This is a genomic window from Acinetobacter sp. BZX-2, from assembly GCF_055179795.1.
In genome coordinates this window covers 3,003,155-3,026,073 of the sequence record NZ_CM143686.1, presented here as the reverse complement: position 1 = coordinate 3,026,073, position 22,919 = coordinate 3,003,155, and the positions used below count along the sequence as shown (strand labels likewise).

Sequence of the window (22,919 nt, the reverse complement as noted above, 5' to 3'; positions counted from 1 at the left end):
ATTATTGATATATAGTTAAATGAAGCATTGATAAAATTTTAGCCGAGCATAAACTAGATATGCTGATTTATGCCACCGCCTTTAAAGAATCTTTATGATAGATCTTAAACCATCAATTAACTTCTGGCATGATTTAAAAAGTAACCAACGTGCAGGGGTTTGGTTATTTTTAGGATCTCGAAAGTCCTTACAAATTGTTCGACCCTCTATTCTCCAACTGATCTTTTGGGGACTATTGGGGGGCTGTGCCAACACATTATTCAGTTGGTTAGTGGCAGGCGATGGTGGTGTATTCAATAAACAAGGTTTGGTCAGTTATGCACTATGGCCTTTCATCGCACTGATTGTGGGTATTTTCCTATCTCAGCGTACCAATAATCCTCGGTTGATGCTTGTTCCTGCACTGTTGTGGTTAGTCCTCGATACACACATCATGTTGTTTCAATGCTTATTACAATATTTAGGCAATCAAGATCTTTTACCGTATGTTTTTTATGATGTGATTCCACTGCTCTTTTTTGCTTTGTTCATTTGGCAAAGCCTTGCAGTGGTTTGGGTGATTTCTCGAGAATTACATTGGCCGTGGTGGGAACGTGCTTTGATCATGTTTGCGACCGTAGCAACATTATTTACATGGCAAGTTTCTATTAAAGAACAACCGATTTGGAAGGTGGAAGAAACACCAGCCAGTTTGAGTGAAAAAGCCTTTTATGGGCAAGGTCAGCTACTCAATAAAGCTTTAGAACAAGTTCAATTTGGAGAATTTGCAAAAACACATTGGTATTTCTTAGGTGTTGCAGGTGCAAGTTACCAAGATGTTTTTAAGTTTGAAATAGATCGAATTAAAGAACAATTTGATACTCGTTTTGGTACTTTTGGGCGTTCTATCGAATTGGTCAACAATCCAGCAAGTATCAATGAAATCCCAATTGCCTCGAAAACCAGTATAGATCTTGCTTTACGCCGTATTGGTCAACAGATGAATCGTGAAAGTGATGTGTTATTTTTATATATGACATCGCATGGCTTGCCAAATCAATTTGAAATGGAAAATGAGCCGATTGATTTAGATGATGTCGATCCTAAATGGCTTCGAGAAAGTTTAGACAAGTCTGGAATCCGTTGGAAAGTTATTGTGATTTCTGCTTGTTATTCAGGTAGTTTTATTTCAGCTTTGCAATCGCCAGATACTCTGATTATTACTGCATCTGCTGCAGATCGTGCTTCTTTCGGTTGTTCAAATGAAGCGGATTACACTTATTTTGGGCGAGCATTCTTTGATCAAGCGATGCGAGAGCAAACGACCTTGAAAGCGGCATTTAAAGAGGCCACTGAGACAGTTGCTAAGTGGGAAAATGCACAAGGCTTTGAACCTTCTGAACCACAATGGGTGATCGGTAAAAACATGGAAATGATGTTGCCACAACTAGAGCAGCATTTATTCCCGCAACAGGCTGTGGCGAATACGACACAAAGCAAAAACATAGCGTTGGATACACAACAGAAGCCACTTTTAACAGCAACGCCTTAAGTTGCGTGTTGCTGGCTTTAAATATCAAAACATAGGGGATTTTAAGATGGAACTACTCAATAAAAATATCTGTTTTGATGGTGAACAAAGAGTCTATCAAACCCAATCTCAAGCTTTAAAAGGTCCGACGAAGTTTGCTGCTTTTATTCCTCCACAAGCCTTAGATGGGCAAAAATGTCCTGCTCTATATTATTTAGCAGGTCTAACCTGTACTGAAGAAACTTTTATTATCAAAGCACATGCGCAACGCTTAGCTGCGCAATTAGGTTTGATTCTGATTGCTCCTGATACCTCACCACGAGGTGATGCTGTTGCTCAAGGTGATTCGTGGGATTTAGGACAAGGTGCTGGTTTTTATTTAAATGCAACGCAAGCGCCTTGGGCTGAACATTTTCAGATGGAAAGCTATATTGTCGAGGAACTATATCCTTTACTGATTCAAGCGTTACCGATACAAGCTGAAGCGATTGGTGTGTTTGGGCACAGTATGGGAGGGCATGGTGCATTAACCTTGGCTTGGAAATATCCTGAGAAATTTAAATCAGTATCTGCATTTGCTCCAATTTGCGCTCCTTGTGAATGTCCTTGGGGTGAAAAAGCATTTTCAAATTACTTAGGTGATGATCGATCTGAATGGGCAAAGCATGATGCAACACAATTGCTTTTAGCCAAAGGACAATTATTTGATGAGGTTTTAATTGATCAAGGTGTTAACGATCAATTTTATAGCCAATTAAACCCTGAAAAATATCAGCAGGCCTGTAGCGAAGTAGGACAGAAACTGACGCTAAGATTTCAAGAAGGCTATGATCATGGCTATTATTTTATACAAAGTTTTATTGATGATCATTTGCAATTTCATGCGATCCAATTACAGAAATAATTTTTTAAATCATTAGATTGTTTAAAAATGATAGATTCAAGATTCGCATATTCTAAAAACACTTAAAAATAAGACTTTTTATTCGATCTATTGCTACTGGGTTGTAGATGTTTATTTATGGATAGACTTCTACAACGGAGAAACTATTTCATTATGCTGTTAAAAAATATACACTGAGTTAAACAATTTTTTGAATTAAAAATCAAATAATATTTGGCAATAAGAGAAGGATGATGCAGAACCAAACAACGTCAGATTTTCCTGAAAGTTCAACTTTAAACTTAAATAAAACACCGCCGCCTATAGAGGTACCAACGGAGCAACAATATCCAAGCGTTCGCCGTTTTAAATTTCATGGCGATGCGATGGAATATTTTGGTATTTGGATCGTCAATATTCTATTAACTATTGTGACTTTAAGTTTGTATGCACCGTGGGCAAAAGTACGTCGTTTACGTTATTTCTACGGCAATACTGAGTTTTTCCGTAGACGTTTTGACTTTACAGGCATACCGACAAAAATCTTAATTGGCCGTCTTATTGCTTTGGGTATTTATGCTGCGTTCAGTATTTCATCGCAATACTCTGGAATTGCAACATTGGTGGGTCTTGTTTTACTTTATATGGCTGTGCCTTGGCTAATTCGTGCCACGATGCGTTTTACCGCCAGAAATAGTAAATTTGGAAATAGTCGCTTTTACTTTGATGGAACAACCAAAGAGTCATATAAAGTCTTTTTCCTTAGTATTGCTGTTTATCTTTTTTCTTTGGGTATTTTCGCACCTGTAGCGATTTGGTTGTATAAAAAATATTATATTAATCATCTGTATGCTGGGCAATTAGAGTTCAAACTACATGCGGATTGGCCTGCGTATATGAGTGCAGTTTATATTCCAATCTTTATGTCTTTTGGTGTGATGATTGCGTTTGGCATTGTCTATTTTTCAATTGTTGGTGCAATTGCAGGGTTCTCGCCAGAGATGGTGATGATTGGTGTATTCGCTATTTATGCGATTGCAGGGTTATTTATTTATCCACTGAGTGCAGCGCGTATTTTTATTACCACCTGGAATAATACCACGGTTGGACATAGTCAATTTAAAACAGACTGTAATCAATGGCGTTATGCATGGATTGTTGCATCGAACTGGATTGCAAAAATTTTGAGTATCGGTTTATTGTCAGCTTGGGCTGCGATTCGTATTCACAAATATCAAGTTGAATCGATGAGCCTGATTTTACATGATGATCCTGATCAGATGATGAATCTTGCTCAACAAGACCATAGTGCGCTTGCAGAAGAAATTAGTGACATCTTTGATATCGATATTTCTTTATAACCACAAAAACCCATGAGCTGAATTGGATGATATATGTCGCAATCTATTGACGTAATTTTCTATGATGGTGTGGTGTCTAAGCCGCAACAGGCACGTATTTCTGCATCATCACCCTCAGAAATTCTGATTCGTTATGGTGAGCAGTTACAACAGCAACGGCGCTATTTGTACGACGATATGGTGCTTATAGGGGCTTTAGGGAAATTACACCCCGTGATTGAACTCAAAGATGATGCTCGGATTGAATTTCAAGCTCCATTACCTGAGTGGTTCAATTATGGGACAAAAGGTGTTCAGCATTCTGTTTGGAAATTGGAACGTTCTCCAAGTTTGATCATTTTTAGTCTTGTTTTTGTGGTGGCTTTTTGCTTTGCTTTAATTAAATGGGGCATCCCCGCAGCTTCTCATTATGTCGCATTTAAATTACCTGCAAACACTTTGGATAAAATTGGCGATGAAGTTGAAGAATATGTGATTGAAAATATGACGAAGCCAAGTCATCTGGCTCAAGGGCAACGAGATCAGATCAAGGCACAATATTTAGCTACGGTTGCAGAAGGTCAGCCTGCTAAATTAATTTTCCGAGAAGGCGATCATTTAGGTGCAAACGCAGTCGCGCTTCCAAATAATACGATTATTATTACAGATGAATTGATTGAATTAGCGCATAGTGATCAAGAGATTCTTGGGGTTTTGGCGCATGAACAAGGACATTTGATTGAGCGACATAGTTTGCAACAAGGGCTTTCTAGTTTAGGAATGAGCGTGTTGTATATTGCAATGACAGGGGATAGTTCAGATTTATTGACCTCTCTACCCGCAGCAATGATTGGTGCGAATTATTCACGTAAATTTGAAAAAGAAGCTGATTTATATGCTTTAAAATTGATGGATCGTAAACACATAGAAGTGGCGCATTTTGCGAACTTTTTACAGCGTTTAAATGATGAAGTCGCGGCCGAAGAAAAAGCAGAAGATTCTACTCATTCTACTAAGAAGTCAGATTCGGATAAAAAGACTGATTCGGATAAAAAGACCGATCAAAGCAAAGCGCAAACACAGAAAGAACAAACCGAAGAAAATACGCATTTAGCGGTTTTAGATGCTTTATCTTCACATCCTGCGACTGAAGAACGTATTCAAATGGTTCGTGATTTTGAAAAGCAGCAACAATCCAAACATTAATCAAGCGATATGAAGGGTTTAAATTTTAAATCCTTCAGGTCATTTTCATATAGTTCATATAGTTCATATAGATCGTAATCTTTGATCATGGCTTGCCCTCATTTCTAAATGATCAAGATCGGTAAAACTGTTGGTTTTTGAAACAATTCAGCGTTTTAAGTTTGTTATACTATGTAAAATCCAAATTTACGCTAGGTTGATTCATGTCCAAGCCCTATCTGATTGCACCTTCAATCCTTTCTGCTGACTTTGCCCGTTTAGGTGAAGATGTTGAAAAAGTATTGGAAGCGGGTGCTGATGTTGTCCATTTTGATGTCATGGATAATCACTACGTTCCAAACTTAACTTTTGGTGCAGGCGTATGTAAGGCGTTGAAAAAATACGGAATCAAGGCGCCGATTGATGTGCATCTCATGGTTTCACCTGTAGACCGTATGATTGGTGACTTTTTAGAAGCAGGTGCGGATATTATTACTTTCCATCCTGAAGCGACGCATCATATTGATCGTTCTTTACAGTTGATTAAATCTGGTGGTGCAAAAGCAGGTTTAGTCTTTAACCCTGCAACACCATTACATTATTTAGACTATGTTTTAGATAAAGTTGATCAAGTGCTATTGATGAGTGTAAACCCTGGTTTTGGTGGTCAAACATTTATTCCAATGACTTTAGATAAATTACGCCAAGCGCGCCAAATCATTGATGCATCGGGTCGAGATATTCGTTTAGAAGTCGATGGTGGTGTTACACCTGCCAATATTCGTGAAATTGCTGAGGCTGGTGCAGATATGTTTGTTGCTGGTTCTGCTATTTTTGGCAAACCTGATTATCAAGCTGTCATTGATGAAATGCGTGCAGAACTTGCAAAAGTTGGCAGCGTAAATGTCTAAATCGTTCTACTGTTTAGATAGAGTGTCTGTGGATAACTTTGACGATAACTCTATGGATAACTGTGTTGATAACCACATGGATAAATTGGTTTTAAAATAATCAACTAAATATCAATGGTTTGTAAAGTAGGCAAGTTGTGTATAAAAAGAGCTCAAATGAGCTCTTTTTTATATGATTTATAAAGTTAAATAGCGTATTTATTTTGAGCAATTTTTAGGGAAATTAAAAGCTCAATCATTAAGCAACTGATTTATGGATGTTTTGTTAAGTGTATTTGCTACACATCCAATAATTCTATATGCTTAATCTATATCTATTGATCGTTTTCATTTGGTTTCTATGTTGACTCAACTCTGCAAACAGGCTTGGTTTGTTTGTCTTATGGTTTTTGCCATAGGCTGGAGTAGTGTGTCTGTTGCATCAGTAAAAACGATGCATATAACGATGCAAATGCAACATGAACAGATGATGAATCAAACGGATTCTGTACAGCAGCAAACGATGCAAGGCATGTCTGTTCAAGATATGAAAGCGCATTGTGCAGATATGCAAATACAGACAGAAAATCAACATGTACATTCAGATGTCCAAACAGATGTGCAAAAGCAAAATTTGACAGATTGTCATAAGCAGTTAATTCAATCTAAGCAAGTTCAGCATTCTGAATGTCAGGATTGTGCTTTATTCTCATGTCAATCTTCAATTGTTTGGTTTAATACTGATATTCCTCAGCTCAGTTCGCCAGAACATTCACAGCACTTAGATTCTCTACAAAGTTTTTATCAGGCCCAACATCTTGCAGGGCACTGGCAAGAAATTTTACGCCCTCCCAAAGCTTAATTCTTAATTTTTAAATCATTAATTTTTTTAATATTTTTTAAAATTACAGGATTAAGTCATGTCTATAAAATTATCGCGGAGCATCATGCTCGCTGTTGGTTTAATGTCCTCATCATGGGGATTTGCAGCAGTGAAAGAGTATCATTTAACGATTGATGAAGGGACTGTCAATGTGACAGGTACGCCCTTACAACGGATTACGGTGAATGGAAAGTTTCCTGCACCACTTCTTGAGTTTGAAGAAGGTGATGAGGCCGTTATTCATGTGCATAACAATCTAAAAAATCAGGATTCATCACTACATTGGCATGGGTTACTTTTACCCGGAATTATGGACGGTGTACCTGGTTTTAATGGGTTTAATGGCATTAAACCGAACCAAGATTTTACTTATAAATTCAAGGTTCGTCAGAGTGGCACGTATTGGTATCATGCGCATTCTAAAGGTCAGGAACAAGATGGTTTATATGGTGCTTTAGTCATCTATCCAAAAGATAAAAAACCTTTGGCGACACATGAAAAAGCTGAACGTGATTACGTGGTGATGCTTTCTGATTTTCATGAGCAAAAAAGTGATGAAATTCAAAAAAATCTAAAAATTTCAGCTGAATACTATCAAAATCAACGTGAAACTTTGGGCGATGTTTGGAAGCAAGCTCAACGTGACGGTTTAGGTGCTACGTGGTCTGATCGCAAAATGTGGAATCAGATGCGTATGCTCAAAACAGATTTGTCTGATGTGACAGGCTATACCTTTCTCGTGAATGGTAAAACACCTGAACAAAATTGGACAGGGTTGTTTAAACCGAATGAAAAAGTACGTTTGCGTTTTATTAATGCCTCAGCCATGTCTTTCTTTGATGTGCGTATTCCCAATTTAAAAATGACTGTGGTGAGTGCAGATGGTCAGCCAGTGAAACCTGTAAATGTTGATGAGTTCCGTATCGGGACAGCAGAAACTTATGATGTGATTGTCGAGCCAAAAACTGCACATTATCAAATCGAAGCTGAATCAATTGATCGTTCTGGTTTTGCCATAGCGACTTTGCAAAATGAACTTGCACCTAAGATCGCCACGGTACAAAAACCTCAAGCCCGTCCACGTGCGTTACTCAATATGGCCGATATGGGACATGGTGGTGGTGATTCAGGCATGGATCATACGAAAATGAATCATGGCAATATGCAGGGTATGGATCATTCAAAAATGAATCATGATGATATGCAAGACATGGATCATTCAAAAATGAATCATGATGATATGCAAGATATGGATCACTCTAAAATGAATCATGATGATATGCAAGACATAGATCATTCAAAAATGAATCATGACGATATGCAAGATATGGATCATTCAAAAATGAATCATGATGATATGCAAGACATAGATCATTCAAAAATGAATCATGGCGATATGCAGGGTATGGATCATTCAAAAATGAATCATGCTATGCAAGCTAATGATCATTCACCGCATCAACAAACTACATCTTCTAAAAATGATGATGTGGTTGAGGGTTGGGCAAATGCATCTACACCAGCAGGTGATAAAGCATTGCAATACAGTGATTTAAAGTCATTAATACCGCAAGCTGATACTCGTGAAGCGACCAGTGAATTGGTGATTCGTTTAGGTGGAACCATGGAGCGCTATATTTGGACCATCAATGGCAAGAAATTCAGTAATGCAGAACCACTCAAAGTGAAATATGGCGAGCGTATTCGAATCAAATTTATCAATGACAGCATGATGGCGCACCCAATGCATTTACATGGCATGTTTATGCAGTTGGAAAATGGTCAAGCTGCTGTTGATATGCCGAATAAACATACCATTGTCGTGCCACCTGCAAAAACGGTTACTGCATTGCTTACCGCAGATGAATTAGGTGAATGGGCAATTCATTGTCATTTGCTGTACCACATGAGTGCGGGCATGATGAATAAATTAATTGTTGCCAATGTGACAGATGCAAAGCAATCAACTACGCCAATACTTAAACCAAACAGCACGATAGAGGCAAATTCAACAACTGAACAGAAAGGAGATGAACATGCACATCACTAATTTATTTCCTAAAACGTTTCCAAAAACAATGTTAGCGAGTTCATTGTTATTGCTTTGTGGCGTGGCTTTTGCTCATGAAGGGCATGCGGATATTTCACCGCAACAGCTATCTGAACAACAGCATGATATGTCTGAAATGGATCATACCAAAATGAACCATGATGATATGCAACCGATGGATCATTCGAAAATGATGCATCACACTATGCCAACTGTATCGAGTAAGAATGCTGTAAAAGTTGATGATTCAATAGAGCAATATTCTCTAGATAAAATAGATCATTCTCAGCATCAATCTTCTCAGACCCAGTATGCTCAAACTGAATATTCTCAGACTAAACATTCCCAAACAAAGAAGATGACTGAAAACCATCAAGGGCATGACCATCGTACAGAACACGGCGCACAGATTTATGCAGTCACAACTGTGGATAATAAATGGTCAGTCAATGAAGATAGCAAAGGTGCATTAAAATCTGAGTTTGAAACACGTATTGGTACAGATGAAAATAAGATCTTCATCAAAGCACATGTAGATAAACATGAGTCACATGATGCTGAATATGATGTCAAAGCACTCTATAGCCGTATGATTTCAGACTTTTGGGATGCACAAATAGGTGCGCGATACCGTGTGGAAAAAGTTGAATTAGATCAGCATCGTAAAGATACTGAGGAAAAATTGGATGCTGTGATCGGTTTGCATGGTATGGCGCCGTATTTCTTTGAAACCGATGCCTATTTCTATGCAGGTGAAGATCATTATGCTGGGTTTAGTTTGGAAACTGAACGTGATCTCTTATTCACGCAAAAGCTGATTGTTAAACCTTATTTAGATTTGGATGTTGTGTTTAGTGATGATTCTAAATATGCCAAGAAATCAGGTTTAAGCAATGTCACTGCTGGTTTAGAAACACGTTATGAAATCAGTAAAAAAGTCATGCCTTACCTTGATATTGCTTATGAATATTCTAAAGGTAATGATTTAACGACTTGGCAGTTAGAAAGCGATTCTGAAAAAGGCTGGCTTTACGGTGCAGGTATTCGCTTTAAGTTCTAATACTTAATTTTAATATTTTGATTCAAGATCATTTAGTAAAAGGGTTTTAAAGTTACGACTTTAAAGCCCTAATTTTTATAGGTGTATTTTGGGTCATTAAATGTAAAAAGGCATCCATTTAAAATAATTTGCAGTATAATTTTAAGCATCATTAGGAGGAACGACCTCCCTGAGTGTTTTATTCGTAATGGAAAACTCACTGAGAAAATTCGTCAGGACGACCTGATTCTCATTAAAATTTGGAGGTCGTCATGGCTTGGATTGTACTTATTTTTGCAGGTGTGTTTGAAATCGTTTGGGCATATTCTATGAAAATGTCTGAGGGATTTACGAAGCTAACACCGAGTATTATCACGATATTTTTCATGATCTTAAGTTTTGCGCTTTTAGCTTATGCAATGAAAACTTTGCCCTTGGGAACAGCCTATACGATTTGGACAGGAATTGGGGCAGTGGGTTCATTTCTTGTCGGGATTTTTATTTTAGGTGAACCTGCTACGGCTATGCGCATGGTTGCAGCTGTGTTGATTATTTCGGGTTTAATTTTGATGAAACTGTCATCTTCTTAATCAGCGCTTTTATTTCAAATCCAAGTTTATTCAATGGATAAGCTTGGTTTTTTTATGTCCAAAATTCTTATATTTACTTGCCCATGAATTATTTCTCGGTGAAGTTTTGCAATGACACTTGGTCTGCGTTGATTATTTCCACTTTAATTTTAATGAAATTATCTTCTCGCTGGGTTAACCTGATTAAAAATTGAATATAAGGTAGAAAGATGCAACTTTCTTTTATGGAAATGAATTCGCCAGTTGGTTTGCTAAAACTTGTGGCCAATGATAGTGCTTTGGTTGCTGTACTTTGGGAAAATGAAAATCCAAAACGGGTTCGTTTAGCAGAATTGATTGAAGATCAACAACATCCAATTTTGTTAGAAACACAAAAACAGCTTAATGAATATTTTGCAGGGCAACGTCAAAAGTTTGACTTAGCTTTAGATTTTGAAGGGACTGAATTTCAACAAAAAGTTTGGCAGGCTTTATTGAGTATTCCTTTTGGCGAAACGCGTAGTTATAAAGATATTGCTGAACAGATCGGCAATGTAAAAGCTGTGCGAGCTGTTGGTGCAGCAAATGGTAAAAATCCAATTTCGATTATTGCGCCGTGTCATCGTGTGGTGGGTGCAAATGGTAAGTTGGTAGGTTTCGCAGGTGGGTTGGAGAATAAAGATATTCTTTTAAAAATTGAAAAGTTACCATAAACTTAAAGCGTTTTTACTCAATTAAAATTTAAAATGATTTCTCAGATTTTTACACCATTGTTATCGAATCTTTGGTGGTTGGTTTTACTTTTTGCAGCTATAGCCGTTATTAAGCTCTTTAAGCCCTTTCTAAAAGGAAAAATTGGCGAATTTGCGGTGAGTGCACATGTCCAACTGTATTTAGATAAAGAAAACTACACTTTATTAAATGATTGTACATTACCCGATGAGCAAAATCAGACGACTCAAATTGACCATATTTTGTTAAGTCCTTATGGTATTTTTGTGATTGAAACAAAAAATTATAAAGGTTGGATCTTTGGTAGCGAGCGCCAAAAAATGTGGACTCAGAAGATTTATAAAAAGACTTATAAATTCCAAAATCCATTACATCAAAATTATAAACACCAAAAAGTATTGGAACAGGTATTGGCTGATATTGTTGATCCAACCATGATTCATTCGGTGATCGTTTTTATGCCAGATTGTGAGTTTAAAACGCAAATGCCTGAAAATGTTTTCCGTGGAGCCGGTTGGACAGATTATGTGAAAAACTTTAAGGACGCTGTAATCCCTACAATGAAATTGAAGCGTATTCAATTACGTATCGAAAAAGAAATTCTAGAAAAATCATGGAAAACCAATCGTCAGCATGTACAAAATTTAAAAAGTAAACATACCGAAAGTATAGAAGGGTGAATTGCTGATTGTGATTTAAAGCTTTTCACCATTTATATTGAATATGTTTAAACGACAAGTATCAGTCAGTTGAACGATTTGGGCTGATCCAAGAGTTCTAAAACCATTTCTAAAGAAGTAGATTCACGGTTCTTTAATTCTTTATTGGCAAATTCATGGATACTTTTTTCATGGTTCAATACATATTCAAAGAAATGTTTTGAGTCCTGATCTGCATGAGCACACAATCGTTCAAAGACTTGCATAAAAGGCTGAGTGCCATCTTTGACTAAATACATCGCCACAGACCAAGGTAATTTTGATAATAGATAACCCAGTGCAACGCCTTGTGCTTTGATATGAAAACGTGAAGAAGCTTGCAACTGATTTGCTTGTAAGAATACTTCTAAACGATGCAAAGTTTGTGACTCTAAAGCAGTCAGTGTTAGCCATTTTTGTTGTTTAGCTTCGGATTTAGTGTGCTTTGCAGCGGTCTTAAATAACGCTTCACCAAAAATCTCCGATTCTAAAATTTTATTTAAATCTTGTTGATATTGTTCATATTTCATATTCTAGTCCAATAAAAATTATTCAATTATTGTCATAAACCTTTTAAATTTCTTCTTTCAATCGCTTTCAAAAAGACAAAAAAGGATGTGTAAATAATGATGAAAAATTCATCACTAAAAAATATTTTAGAGTAATTACTCTAAAATTAAAAGAAAAACGATTAAGTTAATTAAGAAATGATTTAAAATTATTATTAACATATTGTTTATTAATTGCTTTTATTATGATGGCCGAGTTTCAAGCTTCAACTGGGTGATGAAACTTGAAACACGATTGTAAATAATCAAAAACGCTTTGGAATCTTTTGACCGCCTTCAATCGGTGTTTCAGCATTTTTTAATACGCCAAATAACCAAGTTTCAGCATGTTGAACAGCGGTTTTTAGGTTATCTCCAACAGCTAAACGACCTGCAATAAAACTGGCTAAAGAACAGCCTGAACCATGATATTCACCAGCTAGGCGAGGGCATTTCGATTCAGTCACCATTTCACCATTCACATAAAGTGCATTGCGAATATAGTTAGGTGTATCTTCATGGCCGCCTTTCACTAAAACGGCTTTTGCACCCATAGCAAAAAGTTTTGCAGTGGCTTTTTCAATCTCAGTTTCACCCGTTAAAGCACATAATTCCACAGTATTGGGTGTGAGTACACTTGCCAAAGGAATCAATTCAACAAAAGCTTTGACGAGGGTTGCTTGATCACCCAAAGACCCACCACTATTGGCCACTAAAACAGGGTCAAGCACATATAAATATTCAGGATGTTCACGTAAAAATTCAGCTAAAGCAGCAATATTATCCGTGGTACCTAACATGCCAGATTTAACCACTTTAATGGGCAAATCACCGACTACAGCATTGGCTTGAGCGAGAAGTAATTGTTTAGAGGTTGCTTCAAAACCAAAAACTTGTTGAGAGTTTTGAATGGTTAAGGCTGTACAAGCAATTGCAGCATGCGCACCACTTTGACCAATCGCTTCAATATCTGCCTGTAATCCTGCTCCACCAGAAGGGTCAAGACCTGAAAAACAAAGTACTGTAGGGCGCACGATGATGTCCTTAATTCACAAATTTGCGTTAGTATAGGCAACTTTAGAAAAACTCTCGATAGTATTTTTTTATAGATATCGATCTATTTGAGTGCAAGGTGAAGTTATGATTAAAAATATTTTGATTGATCTGGATGGAACATTAACTGACCCCAAAGTTGGTATTACCACTTCTGCACGTTATGGTTTGGCCAAAGTAGGACATGCTATTCCAGAGTCTGAAAATATTGATTGGATTATTGGCCCACCGCTAAAAGCTTCACTGGCTAAAATCCTCAATGTAGATGTGAATGATGTGCTAGCAGACCAAGCTTTACTTAGCTATCGTGAGCGTTTTGCAGTTACAGGCTTATTTGAAAATCATGTTTTTGAAGATGTTGCTGAAACTTTGGCAGCGCTAAAAAATCAAGGATATCGTTTATTTTTAGCCACGGCTAAGCCTGAAGTGTATGCACGTCAAATTCTCGACCATTTTGATTTATTAAAATATTTCGAATACCCGTATGGTAGCGAATTGAGTGGTGAGCGGACCAATAAAGGAGATTTGATTGCTTATATTCTAAAAAAAGAGCAATTAAATCCTGAGGAATGTTTAATGGTCGGAGACCGTGAGCATGATATTTTTGGTGCACGAAATAATGGAATTGAAACCATTGCAGTTGAATATGGTTATGGTACAGAACAAGAATTAGATCAAGCGCAACCTAAAGTAAGAATTCAGACATTCTCAGACCTATTGAATGTGATTTAAAAGTTTTCTTCACATCACTGAATTAGACACCACTTTAAGTACAAAAGTGGCGTTTAATTTTAGATTCCGAGCATTCTTCGGATTTCATTGACCAAAGTTGCTGGATTGGCATGTTGATGAGGAATGGTTAAACTTTTAAAACCATCGCCTCTAAACTTGCGATCAACTTCGAGTAGCACATGCGTTTGATGTTGTTCGACAACAAATGAAACTTCAATTTCGTTGATTCCATTGAAAAATGTAGTCGGTTTAAACTCTAATTCTTGGTAACAACCAATGGTTGAGTGAAAACCATGTCCACGCAGCTGTCCTTTTTCTACATCTACAGTTGCCAAATGAAAGCCACATTGTTGCATCGCTTGAATAAAAGCTTGCATAGTCGGTGTTGGTAAAATCTGTAGATGGTCTTTGTCTGTTGCATCAATTCCCCAATCCACATCCAAATGGGTATGTAACCAAACACGAGTTTTATTGATACGACAAGGCACGTGAGTGATTGGTGTTTCAAAAGGCAATTGGATTGAAAATGGCAAACTGTGCGATTGGTTTGCTTGTAATTCGAAAGCACCGCTAATATGCCATTGGGCAATGGTTAAAGCTGTATTGTATTCAGAATCATCAGTCTCAACTTCAGCAGTGGTCATCAATTTTAAAAAGATACCATTGATATTTTTATTGGATGAAGCGCCTTTAAAAATCACTTCACCATTGATCACTTGACCAGCTTGTGGTGTTGCTGTGTAAATACAGGTATTCACTTGAATGCCTTGCATACCAAGACCAGACATCAGTTTATTGAACATTTATTTTGAACTTCCAACGTTTAGTTTGTTAATTTTCTGCTATTCAAATATGAGACTAGAGCGATGTCAATATCACGTCTTAATGTACATCTAAATACAATGATTCTTTGATTTCTTCCATCACAATATAGCTATGTGATGAAGCAGAGGAGGGTAGCTTTTTCAGCAAATCACCTAACAGTCGGCGGTAAGCACTCATTTCTTTTAAGCGTGCTTTGACTAAATAATCGAAATCCCCTGAAATCAAATGGCATTCTTGTACTTCTGAAATTTCCATTAAATCCTTGGCAACTTGTTCAAAAACATCACCAGATTTTGCAGAAAGACTGATTTCTAAAAAGACCAATAAATTTCGATCCAGATGCTTAGGATTTAGCCGAGCGTGATAACCCATGATCACACCATCACGTTCTAGTCGTTTCACACGCTCAGAACAAGGTGTTGTCGATAAGCTGACCCGTGAGGCAAGCTCACTGATGGCAATTCGACCTTCATTTTGTAGAATATCTAAAATCATCCGATCGATACGGTCTAATTTATGCATCAATAATTTCCTCTTTTTAATCTTTTTTCACGACAAAAAATTAAAACACCTAAATTATAACCTCAAAAACAGTGAAATAAACTATTGAACCAAAAATATACTAGTGAAATAAACTAGTAAATGCGTAAAGGATGAGAAATGCGTGTAATCGTATTAGGTAGTGGTGTAATTGGTGTAGCAAGTGCATATTACCTCGCGCAGCAGGGAGCACAAGTTACAGTTTTAGATCGTCAAGCAGGGCCAGCAGAAGAAACCAGTTTTGGTAATGCAGGTCAGATTTCTCCTGGATATTCGACGCCATGGGCTGCTCCGGGTATTCCATTCAAAGCTGTGAAGTGGATGTTCCAACATCATGCACCACTTGCCATTAATATTGATGGTAGCATGTGGCAGTTACAGTGGATGGCACAAATGCTGAAAAACTGTAACTCAGAAAGTTATGCAATTAATAAAGAACGTATGACTCGTGTGGCTGAATATAGCCGTGATTGTTTACGTGAGCTAAGAAAAGATACAGGTATTAGTTACGAAAACCGTTCAAAGGGAACATTACAAGTTTTCCGTAATGAAGCGCAACTTGAAATGGTACAACGTGATATCGCTGTACTTAAAGAATGTGGCGTGCCACATGAGCTATTGTTGAAAGATGATTTAGCCAAAGTTGAACCTGCATTAGAACATGCTAAAGATAAATTGGTTGGTGGTTTACATCTCCCAAATGATGAAACAGGTGACTGCTATTTATTTACCAATGCTTTGGCAAATTTAGCGAAAGGTTTAGGTGTTGAGTTCAAATTCAATCAAAATGTTGAAAAGTTGATTACTGAAGGCGATGAAATTAAAGGCGTATTGGTGAATGGTGAAGTTTTAACAGCTGATCGTTATGTACTGGCTTTTGGTAGTTATTCACGTGATTTCTTAAAACCACTTGAATTGAATTTACCGGTTTATCCAGTGAAAGGTTATTCCCTCACTATTCCAATTGTTGACGCAGCTTATGCACCACAATCTACCGTGCTTGACGAAACTTACAAAATTGCGATTACACGTTTTGATCAACGTATTCGTGTAGGTGGTATGGCTGAACTCAGTGGATTTAACCACGGTTTAAATACCGATCGTCGTGGTACTTTGGAAATGGTCACTCAAGATTTATTCCCAGGTGGTGATTTGGCGCAAGCATCTTTCTGGACAGGTTTACGACCAATGACGCCAGACAGTACGCCAATTATCGGCGCAACACGCTTTAAGAATTTATTTCTCAATACTGGACACGGCACATTAGGTTGGACAATGGCATGCGGTTCAGGAAAATTGATTAGTGATTTAGTCCTTAATCATGAAACGGATATTAGTACAGAAGGCTTATCTATTCAGCGCTATCCGCATGCTGCATAAACTCAATAAGCTGTGAAGTACCGATTAATTCATTCAAAGTTATCCAACAAGATAGACGTTTAAGATTCAAGGACGAATGCAATGCCTAGACCCATTACTGCAATTATTCATCAGGATGCATTGCAGCATAATTTAAATGTTGCTCGACAATTCATGCCGGATAGCAAAGTTTTTGCTGTGGTAAAAGCCAATGCTTATGGGCATGGTCTTGAGCGAGTTTATGATGCATTTAAGTCTGCTGATGGGTTTGCATTATTAGATATTGCAGAAGCAAAACGTATCCGTGATTTAGGTTGGACTGGCCCTATCTTATTGTTAGAAGGTATCTTTTCAGCCGAAGATTTAGTTGATTGCGAACGCTATCAGCTCAGTTTTAGTATTCATAATGAAAATCAACTACATTGGCTTGAACATTATCAAGGTTCTGCACAATTTGATGTGTTTTTGAAAATGAATACGGGAATGAATCGTTTAGGCTTTAAACCGCAAATTTATCCAACGGTATGGCATGCATTAAAACAGTGTAAATCTGTGAAATCAGTTACGCATATGATGCATTTTTCAGATGCAGATGGCGACCGCTTTGGTCAGTCTGGAATTGAATATCAATGTACACTTTTTGAAGAAACCATCAAAGATTTAGCTGGTGAACGTTCACTGTGTAACAGTGCTGCGATTTTAAGATATTCCAAAGTGTTACATTCTGATTATATCCGCAGTGGCATCATGCTATATGGCAGTTCTCCTGATTATCCAACCCACTCAATCTATGACTGGAATCTCAAACCAAGCATGAGTTTACGCAGTGAAATTATTGCTGTTCAAAACCTAGAAGCCAATGAGACTGTAGGTTATGGCTCTAAGTTTATCGCAACACATGCAATGAAAATTGGCATCGTGGCATGCGGCTATGCAGATGGTTATCAACGTATTTCTATGGATGCACCAGTTTTGGTCAATGACGTTCGTACTCGCACGATTGGACGTGTCAGTATGGATATGTTGGCAGTAGATTTAACCCATATTCCTGAAGCAGACGTTGGAAGTGAAGTGGTGCTTTGGGGTACATCGTCCAAGGGTACTGTGCTTCCAATTGATGAAGTCGCAGCAAGCTCAGGAACAGTGGGTTATGAGTTGATGTGTGGTGTGACTGCACGTGTTCAATTTATTACCCAAACGAATTAATCAAAACCATTATCAACGACAAGGAAATCCTCATGTCAAATGATTTACAACATACTGATATACAAAAAATCAACAGCACAGAAGTGATGAGTGCTGTGACAATATTCAATAAAGTCGTGTATTTATCTGGTCAAGTACCTAAAAATACCGATGCTGATATCACAGGACAAACACAGAACATTTTAGCGACGATTGATGAATTATTAGCATCGGCGAATACCGATAAATCACGCTTATTGTCTGCACATGTTTATATTAAAAACCTTTCAGACTTCCAAACTTTTAATGCTGTTTGGGTTGATTGGTTAAAAGGTTGCGTAGCACCTTCACGTGCAACGATCCAAGCTGATTTGGTGAATCCAGATTGGTTGATTGAAATCGCAGTGACTGCTGCACAGAAATAATCGCTGTAATAACAACAGCTGTTGTGAATTAAGACTGAACCATGTTTAAGCAATATGGTTCAGTTTTGTAATAGGAAAAACGATAGAACGAGGATGTTCTGACGCCAAAAGCGAGTTTGACCTCCAAGAAAATGTCAAAAAGGATATTTTTATGACAACTTCAAGCCATTCAGATGACGCACAATCGTCGCCACATGAGCTACAACGAAAATTATCGAATCGTCATTTGCAGTTAATTGCAATTGGTGGTGCGATTGGTACAGGTTTATTCATGGGATCTGGGAAAACAATCTCCCTCGCAGGTCCTTCAATTTTAATCATTTATATGATTATTGGTGCGATGTTCTTTTTCCTCATGCGTGCATTGGGTGAAATTTTACTTTCAAATCTCCACTACAAATCTTTTATCGATATGGCACATGACCTGATTGGTCCAGGTGCAGGGTATTATATTGGTTGGTCATATTGGCTCGGGTGGATTCTGGTCGGTATTGCTGATTTAGCCGCCATTATCAACTATCTCAATTTTTGGCTTCCCGATGGAATGGCCTTTACGCCCATGGGGCAAGCACTGATCAGTGCCGCCTGTGTATTATTGGTTTTAGGTATCAACTTATTAACCGTTAAATTGTTTGGTGAAATTGAGTTTTGGTTTGCTTTAATTAAAATCCTCGCCATTATTGGACTGATTTTAATTGGTGGCTATATGGTCTTTAGCCATTTCCAAGCACCAAGTGGTTCAGTTGCAAGCTTTAGTAATGTTTGGTCGCATGGCGGAATGTTCCCTAAAGGTGTCAGTGGGTTCTTAGCGGGCTTCCAAATTGCTTTATTCGCCTTTGTTGGGGTAGAGCTGATTGGTACGATGGCTGCTGAAACCAAAGATCCTGAAAAGAATTTACCGAAAGCGGTGAATGCGATTCCAACACGTATCATTTTGTTCTATGTATTGGCATTGTTTATTGTGATGTCGGTTACACCGTGGACAGAAATTCCAGCAGATCAAAGCCCATTCGTTTCGCTATTCTTACATGCAGGAATTGGTGGCGCTGCCGTTATTATGAATTTGGTGGTGTTATCTTCGGTAATGTCGTCAATGAATAGTGGTGTGTTCTCAACCAGCCGTATGTTATTTGGTTTGGCTAAAGAAGGGCAAGCGCCTGAGAAATTAGCTGAACTTTCTAAACGTGCGGTTCCTGCAAAAGGCTTACTGTTTTCATGTGGCTTTATTATGGCAGGTGCAGCATTACAGTACTTTGTTCCAAATACGGTTGAAGCATTTACTTTGGCAAGCTCTTTATGCGTGATTTTATTCATTAGCATTTGGAGTATTATTATGGTTTGTTATATTCGCTACAGAAAATTGACCCCTCAACTACATGATAAATCAACATTTAAAATGCCAGGTGGCGTTTGGATGTCTTATGTCGTATTGGTATTTTTAGCGTTTACATTGGTGATTTTAAGTTTAGAGCCAGATACCTTAAAAGCATTAATGATTAGTCCGTTATGGTTAATTATTCTAGCGATCACTTATCAAGTGTTGTACAAACCTCGTATGAAAAAGCGTAATCAAAAATTGTAATGATTCCAATAATCAGGGGATGAACTTTGGCTCATCTCCTGAATATGGTTTTACATTTTGATCAAATTAAAATATTGAATTCATAGTGAAATAAATATAAAAATCTATTTTAATAACAGCATTCAAAATTAATAAGCATGTTATGAGAAATTATAAAATTGACGTACTGCGTGGGATTTCTATTCTTTTGGTTTTGATCCACCATTTTAATATTCCTTATAAATTGTATGATACCTTTTTAGGTATGCCAATCTTTGGTGAAAGTCTAAGTACTTTAGTTGCGCGTAATGGTAATTATGGTGTGACCATGTTTTTTGTTATTTCAGGCTTTTTAATCACACAACATACATTACAACGCAGTCACTCCCTAGCTCAAATCAATCTCAAAGATTTCTATATCCGTCGTATTGCTCGGATTATGCCATGTTTGATATTGCTGATCGCTATGGTCTCAATATTGGGTGCAATGGGGCTTAAGCCATTTATGAATCAAGCACCGAATGGTATTGAAGTCTCCTATGGACTAACTGTTTTCTCTGCTTTTACATTTTGGATGAATATATTGATCATTGAAAATGGTTGGGTCAATTATGCGCTTGGTGTTTTGTGGTCATTGTCTGTTGAAGAGGTCTTCTATTTAGCCTTTCCGATTCTGTGTTTAGCATTTGGTCGAGGCAAAGGTTTTATTGTATTTCTGCTCGTTATCATTGTTTATGCACCGTATTTTCGTGCCCTACACTTTGGGGAGGAAAGCGGTGCTTATCTTTACCATTATTTTTCCAGTTTTGATGGAATTGCAATAGGTTGTTTAACCGCTTTAATTGCTCAGAATATGCATGAGAAAATCCAAATCCCTAAATTAACTATTCCCGTAGTTTCTATCTTAATGATTACATTGTATCTGTACGCACCAATTAAAGAAGTGAGCATTTGGGGGATCAGTCTTTTTGCAATATTATCTGCGATTTTAATTTTCTGTTTTGCACAGAATCCACAATCTGAATCAGCATCTATTTTCTTAAAGGGTATGCTATGGATTGGTCAGCGTAGTTATGAAATGTACTTATTTCATTTGATTATTTTGGGTTTATTTAAGGTGTTCTATTTGCCTAAAGCAACCTTGCCTATCGAAAAATTAATGTTATTCCCCATTTATTTTATGGGTGTTTTTATTCTGAGTTGGGCGATTGAGAAGTATTATTCAACGCCGTTGAATAGAATATTTAGAGATAAATTTTTAGCTAATAAAAATAAGGTATAGAATCGGAATATATTAAAAAAACTTTAGATAAAATGATTATTTTTAGGGGGGAATTATGAAAATAAAGAATATATTTCCAATTGCAATTTATGTTTGTATTGTTTTGAATTTGGTAGCGTGTGGGCTGATTGTCGTTGTTACTGATGATGAAGATATAAAAGAATTTAATCAAGATTATGCACCATCTTATAAAATAATTGACAAAAATCTATACGTAGATTGGGATGGAGTAGTGATTGAACACAACTGGCGTGGAGATATAGTTGGTAGGAAAGAGGCACCTTTGAAATTAAAAATTCCGTTGTCGTATTTACAAGATGTTTTGTCTGAGAATGGCACGATAGGATATCTTGGTAGAGCATTGGATCCTATGTCGGTTGGGCATAATTATAACCCCGAAAGTAAGATCAAGGATGATCCAAACAACAAAAAACTGATAGCTACAATAAATTTTCAAATTACTAAGAATGGTGAGCCCGCAATTAATTATTTCAGATCTATTTTTCATTCAGAGGAAAGATCAAATAAAATAAGCGAGTATGAATCATCCTTGTTTCGGTTTTCACTTTCAGATCGATATAGTGATCCTATTGAAAAAGAAGATTATTTTAGCTTTCCTGGTATTGGCACAGAAAAAGACTTTGTTAGGGGGAAAAGATATAGCAGGTCTTGAAACTTATATGATTCCAGAGTGTTTTGATATAAAGAAACTTAAAGATGAATTTAAAGCTGATCCACATAATTATTATAAAGAAGAAAAATTATATCGTTTAGCTCATAAGAGTGATGATGAAAAAGATATGCCAGAAAATTGTATTGCAGACTTAAGGAGTCGATTTTGGATTACACCATCTACAACACCCAAAGAAGATATGGTGGCTATCGAATGTCGACTAATTGGATGTAATATTCGATTTCTTTATAAAAAGCATTATGTAAATATTCTTACGCCAATGCGTTCTGGAGATGTAACGGCTAATTGGAAAAATTATCGTAATGTAGTGATTATGTTGCTGGAACGATTTGAAAAAGAAGCTGAAAACTCTTAAAACTTAATTAGTTTAGGAAAAACCTCCATCTAGGAGGTTTTTTTAATGCATGGATTAGAAGGTAGGTTTAACCACAACCAAAATAATCACTGCTAATAAAATCAAGGTTGGCATTTCATTAAAGACGCGCCAAAACTTATGTGATTTATAATGGGCATTGCCGATCAGCTTTTTACGATAATAACCACAAACAAAGTGGTAAATCACCAGTAGTCCCACTAAACCCACTTTTAGATAAAACCATAAAGCTTCATGGTAATGATATGTTGCATCGCCCCAATCGACCAAGAAGTGTGCCGTGATCAGCGTTGCGATCATCGCAGGCCACATAATGCCACGGTACAATTTACGTTCCATCACTTCAAAGCGTTGATGACTCACTGCATCATCACTCATGGCATGGTAAACATATAAACGTGGTAAATAAAATAAAGCAGCAAACCAACACACGACTGCAATGATATGTAAAGCCTTTACCCAAAGGAAAGCTTCAGAAGGAGCATCCATCAATTTACCCTTTTAAGGGCAGTGTGTTTGAAATTGATCACTCAAAAATGAATTTTGAATGATCAATATTTCTT

24 protein-coding genes are annotated in these 22,919 nt (G+C 37.2%); 19 read left to right on the top strand and 5 right to left on the bottom strand.

Annotated features, from left to right (window positions below):
- Positions 1–94: 94 nt before the first annotated feature.
- The 11 genes from ACY45D_RS14215 to ACY45D_RS14165 all read left to right on the top strand — a co-directional run bounded on the left by ACY45D_RS14215 (position 95) and on the right by ACY45D_RS14165 (position 11,761).
- Positions 95–1,531 carry a C13 family peptidase gene (locus ACY45D_RS14215; RefSeq protein WP_463107314.1) on the top strand — a complete coding sequence of 479 codons (1,437 nt, stop codon included), beginning with the start codon at positions 95–97 and terminating at the stop codon, positions 1,529–1,531.
- Between the two features lie 46 nt (positions 1,532–1,577).
- Positions 1,578–2,414: an S-formylglutathione hydrolase gene (fghA, locus tag ACY45D_RS14210; RefSeq protein WP_463107313.1), complete on the top strand. Its 837-nt coding sequence runs from the start codon at positions 1,578–1,580 to the stop codon at positions 2,412–2,414.
- Positions 2,415–2,647: 233 nt separating this feature from the next.
- Positions 2,648–3,754: a YjgN family protein gene (locus ACY45D_RS14205; RefSeq protein ID WP_463107312.1), complete on the top strand. Its 1,107-nt coding sequence runs from the start codon at positions 2,648–2,650 to the stop codon at positions 3,752–3,754.
- Positions 3,755–3,787: 33 nt separating this feature from the next.
- Positions 3,788–4,939, top strand: a complete 1,152-nt coding sequence (locus ACY45D_RS14200; protein WP_463107311.1) for a M48 family metallopeptidase — start codon at positions 3,788–3,790, stop codon at positions 4,937–4,939.
- Between the two features lie 203 nt (positions 4,940–5,142).
- Positions 5,143–5,829, top strand: coding sequence for a ribulose-phosphate 3-epimerase (gene rpe / locus ACY45D_RS14195; RefSeq protein ID WP_463107310.1), 687 nt, complete (start codon positions 5,143–5,145; stop codon positions 5,827–5,829).
- A 445-nt stretch (positions 5,830–6,274) separates the two neighbouring features.
- Positions 6,275–6,670, top strand: a complete 396-nt coding sequence (locus ACY45D_RS14190) for a hypothetical protein (RefSeq protein ID WP_463107309.1) — start codon at positions 6,275–6,277, stop codon at positions 6,668–6,670.
- A 58-nt stretch (positions 6,671–6,728) separates the two neighbouring features.
- Positions 6,729–8,741 carry a multicopper oxidase domain-containing protein gene (locus tag ACY45D_RS14185; protein WP_463107308.1) on the top strand — a complete coding sequence of 671 codons (2,013 nt, stop codon included), beginning with the start codon at positions 6,729–6,731 and terminating at the stop codon, positions 8,739–8,741.
- A complete protein-coding gene (locus ACY45D_RS14180; protein ID WP_463107307.1) occupies positions 8,728–9,801 on the top strand; it encodes a copper resistance protein B in 1,074 nt (357 codons plus the stop codon). Before ACY45D_RS14185 ends, ACY45D_RS14180 begins: the two co-directional genes overlap by 14 nt.
- A 251-nt stretch (positions 9,802–10,052) precedes the next feature.
- On the top strand, positions 10,053–10,370 hold the full coding sequence (gene sugE, locus ACY45D_RS14175) for a quaternary ammonium compound efflux SMR transporter SugE (protein WP_463107306.1): 318 nt from the start codon (positions 10,053–10,055) through the stop codon (positions 10,368–10,370).
- Between the two features lie 209 nt (positions 10,371–10,579).
- Positions 10,580–11,062, top strand: a complete 483-nt coding sequence (locus tag ACY45D_RS14170) for a methylated-DNA--[protein]-cysteine S-methyltransferase (protein WP_463107305.1) — start codon at positions 10,580–10,582, stop codon at positions 11,060–11,062.
- A 33-nt stretch (positions 11,063–11,095) separates the two neighbouring features.
- Positions 11,096–11,761: a nuclease-related domain-containing protein gene (locus ACY45D_RS14165; RefSeq protein ID WP_463107304.1), complete on the top strand. Its 666-nt coding sequence runs from the start codon at positions 11,096–11,098 to the stop codon at positions 11,759–11,761.
- 65 nt (positions 11,762–11,826) lie between these two features.
- Here ACY45D_RS14165 and ACY45D_RS14160 read toward each other — a convergent pair whose 3' ends face one another.
- A complete protein-coding gene (locus ACY45D_RS14160) occupies positions 11,827–12,309 on the bottom strand; it encodes a hypothetical protein (protein ID WP_463107303.1) in 483 nt (160 codons plus the stop codon).
- Positions 12,310–12,593: 284 nt separating this feature from the next.
- The gene (locus ACY45D_RS14155; protein ID WP_463107302.1) at positions 12,594–13,361 is read right to left on the bottom strand and encodes a hydroxymethylpyrimidine/phosphomethylpyrimidine kinase; all 768 of its coding nucleotides are present in this window, start codon (positions 13,359–13,361) and stop codon (positions 12,594–12,596) included.
- Positions 13,362–13,467: 106 nt separating this feature from the next.
- Between ACY45D_RS14155 and ACY45D_RS14150 the strand changes: the two genes are divergently transcribed.
- On the top strand, positions 13,468–14,112 hold the full coding sequence (locus tag ACY45D_RS14150) for an HAD-IA family hydrolase (protein WP_463107301.1): 645 nt from the start codon (positions 13,468–13,470) through the stop codon (positions 14,110–14,112).
- A 59-nt stretch (positions 14,113–14,171) separates the two neighbouring features.
- Here the strand turns inward: ACY45D_RS14150 and ACY45D_RS14145 are convergent, their stop codons facing one another.
- Complete coding sequence (locus ACY45D_RS14145) at positions 14,172–14,915, bottom strand: sporulation protein (RefSeq protein WP_463107300.1); 744 nt, start codon at positions 14,913–14,915, stop codon at positions 14,172–14,174.
- Positions 14,916–14,994: 79 nt separating this feature from the next.
- Positions 14,995–15,459, bottom strand: a complete 465-nt coding sequence (locus tag ACY45D_RS14140; RefSeq protein WP_010115212.1) for an Lrp/AsnC ligand binding domain-containing protein — start codon at positions 15,457–15,459, stop codon at positions 14,995–14,997.
- A 138-nt stretch (positions 15,460–15,597) separates the two neighbouring features.
- On the opposite strand from ACY45D_RS14140, the gene ACY45D_RS14135 reads away from it, so the two are divergent.
- From ACY45D_RS14135 to ACY45D_RS14105, 7 genes are all read left to right on the top strand, one after another.
- A complete protein-coding gene (locus ACY45D_RS14135) occupies positions 15,598–16,857 on the top strand; it encodes a D-amino acid dehydrogenase (RefSeq protein WP_296280309.1) in 1,260 nt (419 codons plus the stop codon).
- 81 nt (positions 16,858–16,938) lie between these two features.
- Complete coding sequence (alr, locus tag ACY45D_RS14130; RefSeq protein ID WP_463107299.1) at positions 16,939–18,042, top strand: alanine racemase; 1,104 nt, start codon at positions 16,939–16,941, stop codon at positions 18,040–18,042.
- A gap of 32 nt (positions 18,043–18,074) precedes the next feature.
- Positions 18,075–18,446 (top strand): RidA family protein, encoded by a 372-nt coding sequence (locus ACY45D_RS14125; RefSeq protein ID WP_463107298.1) that lies wholly within the window; start codon positions 18,075–18,077, stop codon positions 18,444–18,446.
- Positions 18,447–18,597: 151 nt separating this feature from the next.
- A complete protein-coding gene (locus tag ACY45D_RS14120) occupies positions 18,598–20,028 on the top strand; it encodes an amino acid permease (RefSeq protein ID WP_463107297.1) in 1,431 nt (476 codons plus the stop codon).
- 142 nt (positions 20,029–20,170) lie between these two features.
- Positions 20,171–21,289 (top strand): acyltransferase family protein, encoded by a 1,119-nt coding sequence (locus ACY45D_RS14115; protein ID WP_463107296.1) that lies wholly within the window; start codon positions 20,171–20,173, stop codon positions 21,287–21,289.
- Positions 21,290–21,344: 55 nt separating this feature from the next.
- Entirely contained in the window at positions 21,345–21,962 is a 618-nt protein-coding gene (locus tag ACY45D_RS14110; protein WP_463107295.1) for a hypothetical protein, read from the top strand.
- On the top strand, positions 21,913–22,338 hold the full coding sequence (locus ACY45D_RS14105; RefSeq protein WP_463107294.1) for a hypothetical protein: 426 nt from the start codon (positions 21,913–21,915) through the stop codon (positions 22,336–22,338). The genes ACY45D_RS14110 and ACY45D_RS14105 overlap by 50 nt, the downstream gene beginning before the upstream one ends.
- Before the next feature lie 54 nt (positions 22,339–22,392).
- Here ACY45D_RS14105 and hemJ read toward each other — a convergent pair whose 3' ends face one another.
- Positions 22,393–22,845 carry a protoporphyrinogen oxidase HemJ gene (gene hemJ / locus ACY45D_RS14100; protein WP_089606157.1) on the bottom strand — a complete coding sequence of 151 codons (453 nt, stop codon included), beginning with the start codon at positions 22,843–22,845 and terminating at the stop codon, positions 22,393–22,395.
- Positions 22,846–22,919: the final 74 nt, after the last annotated feature.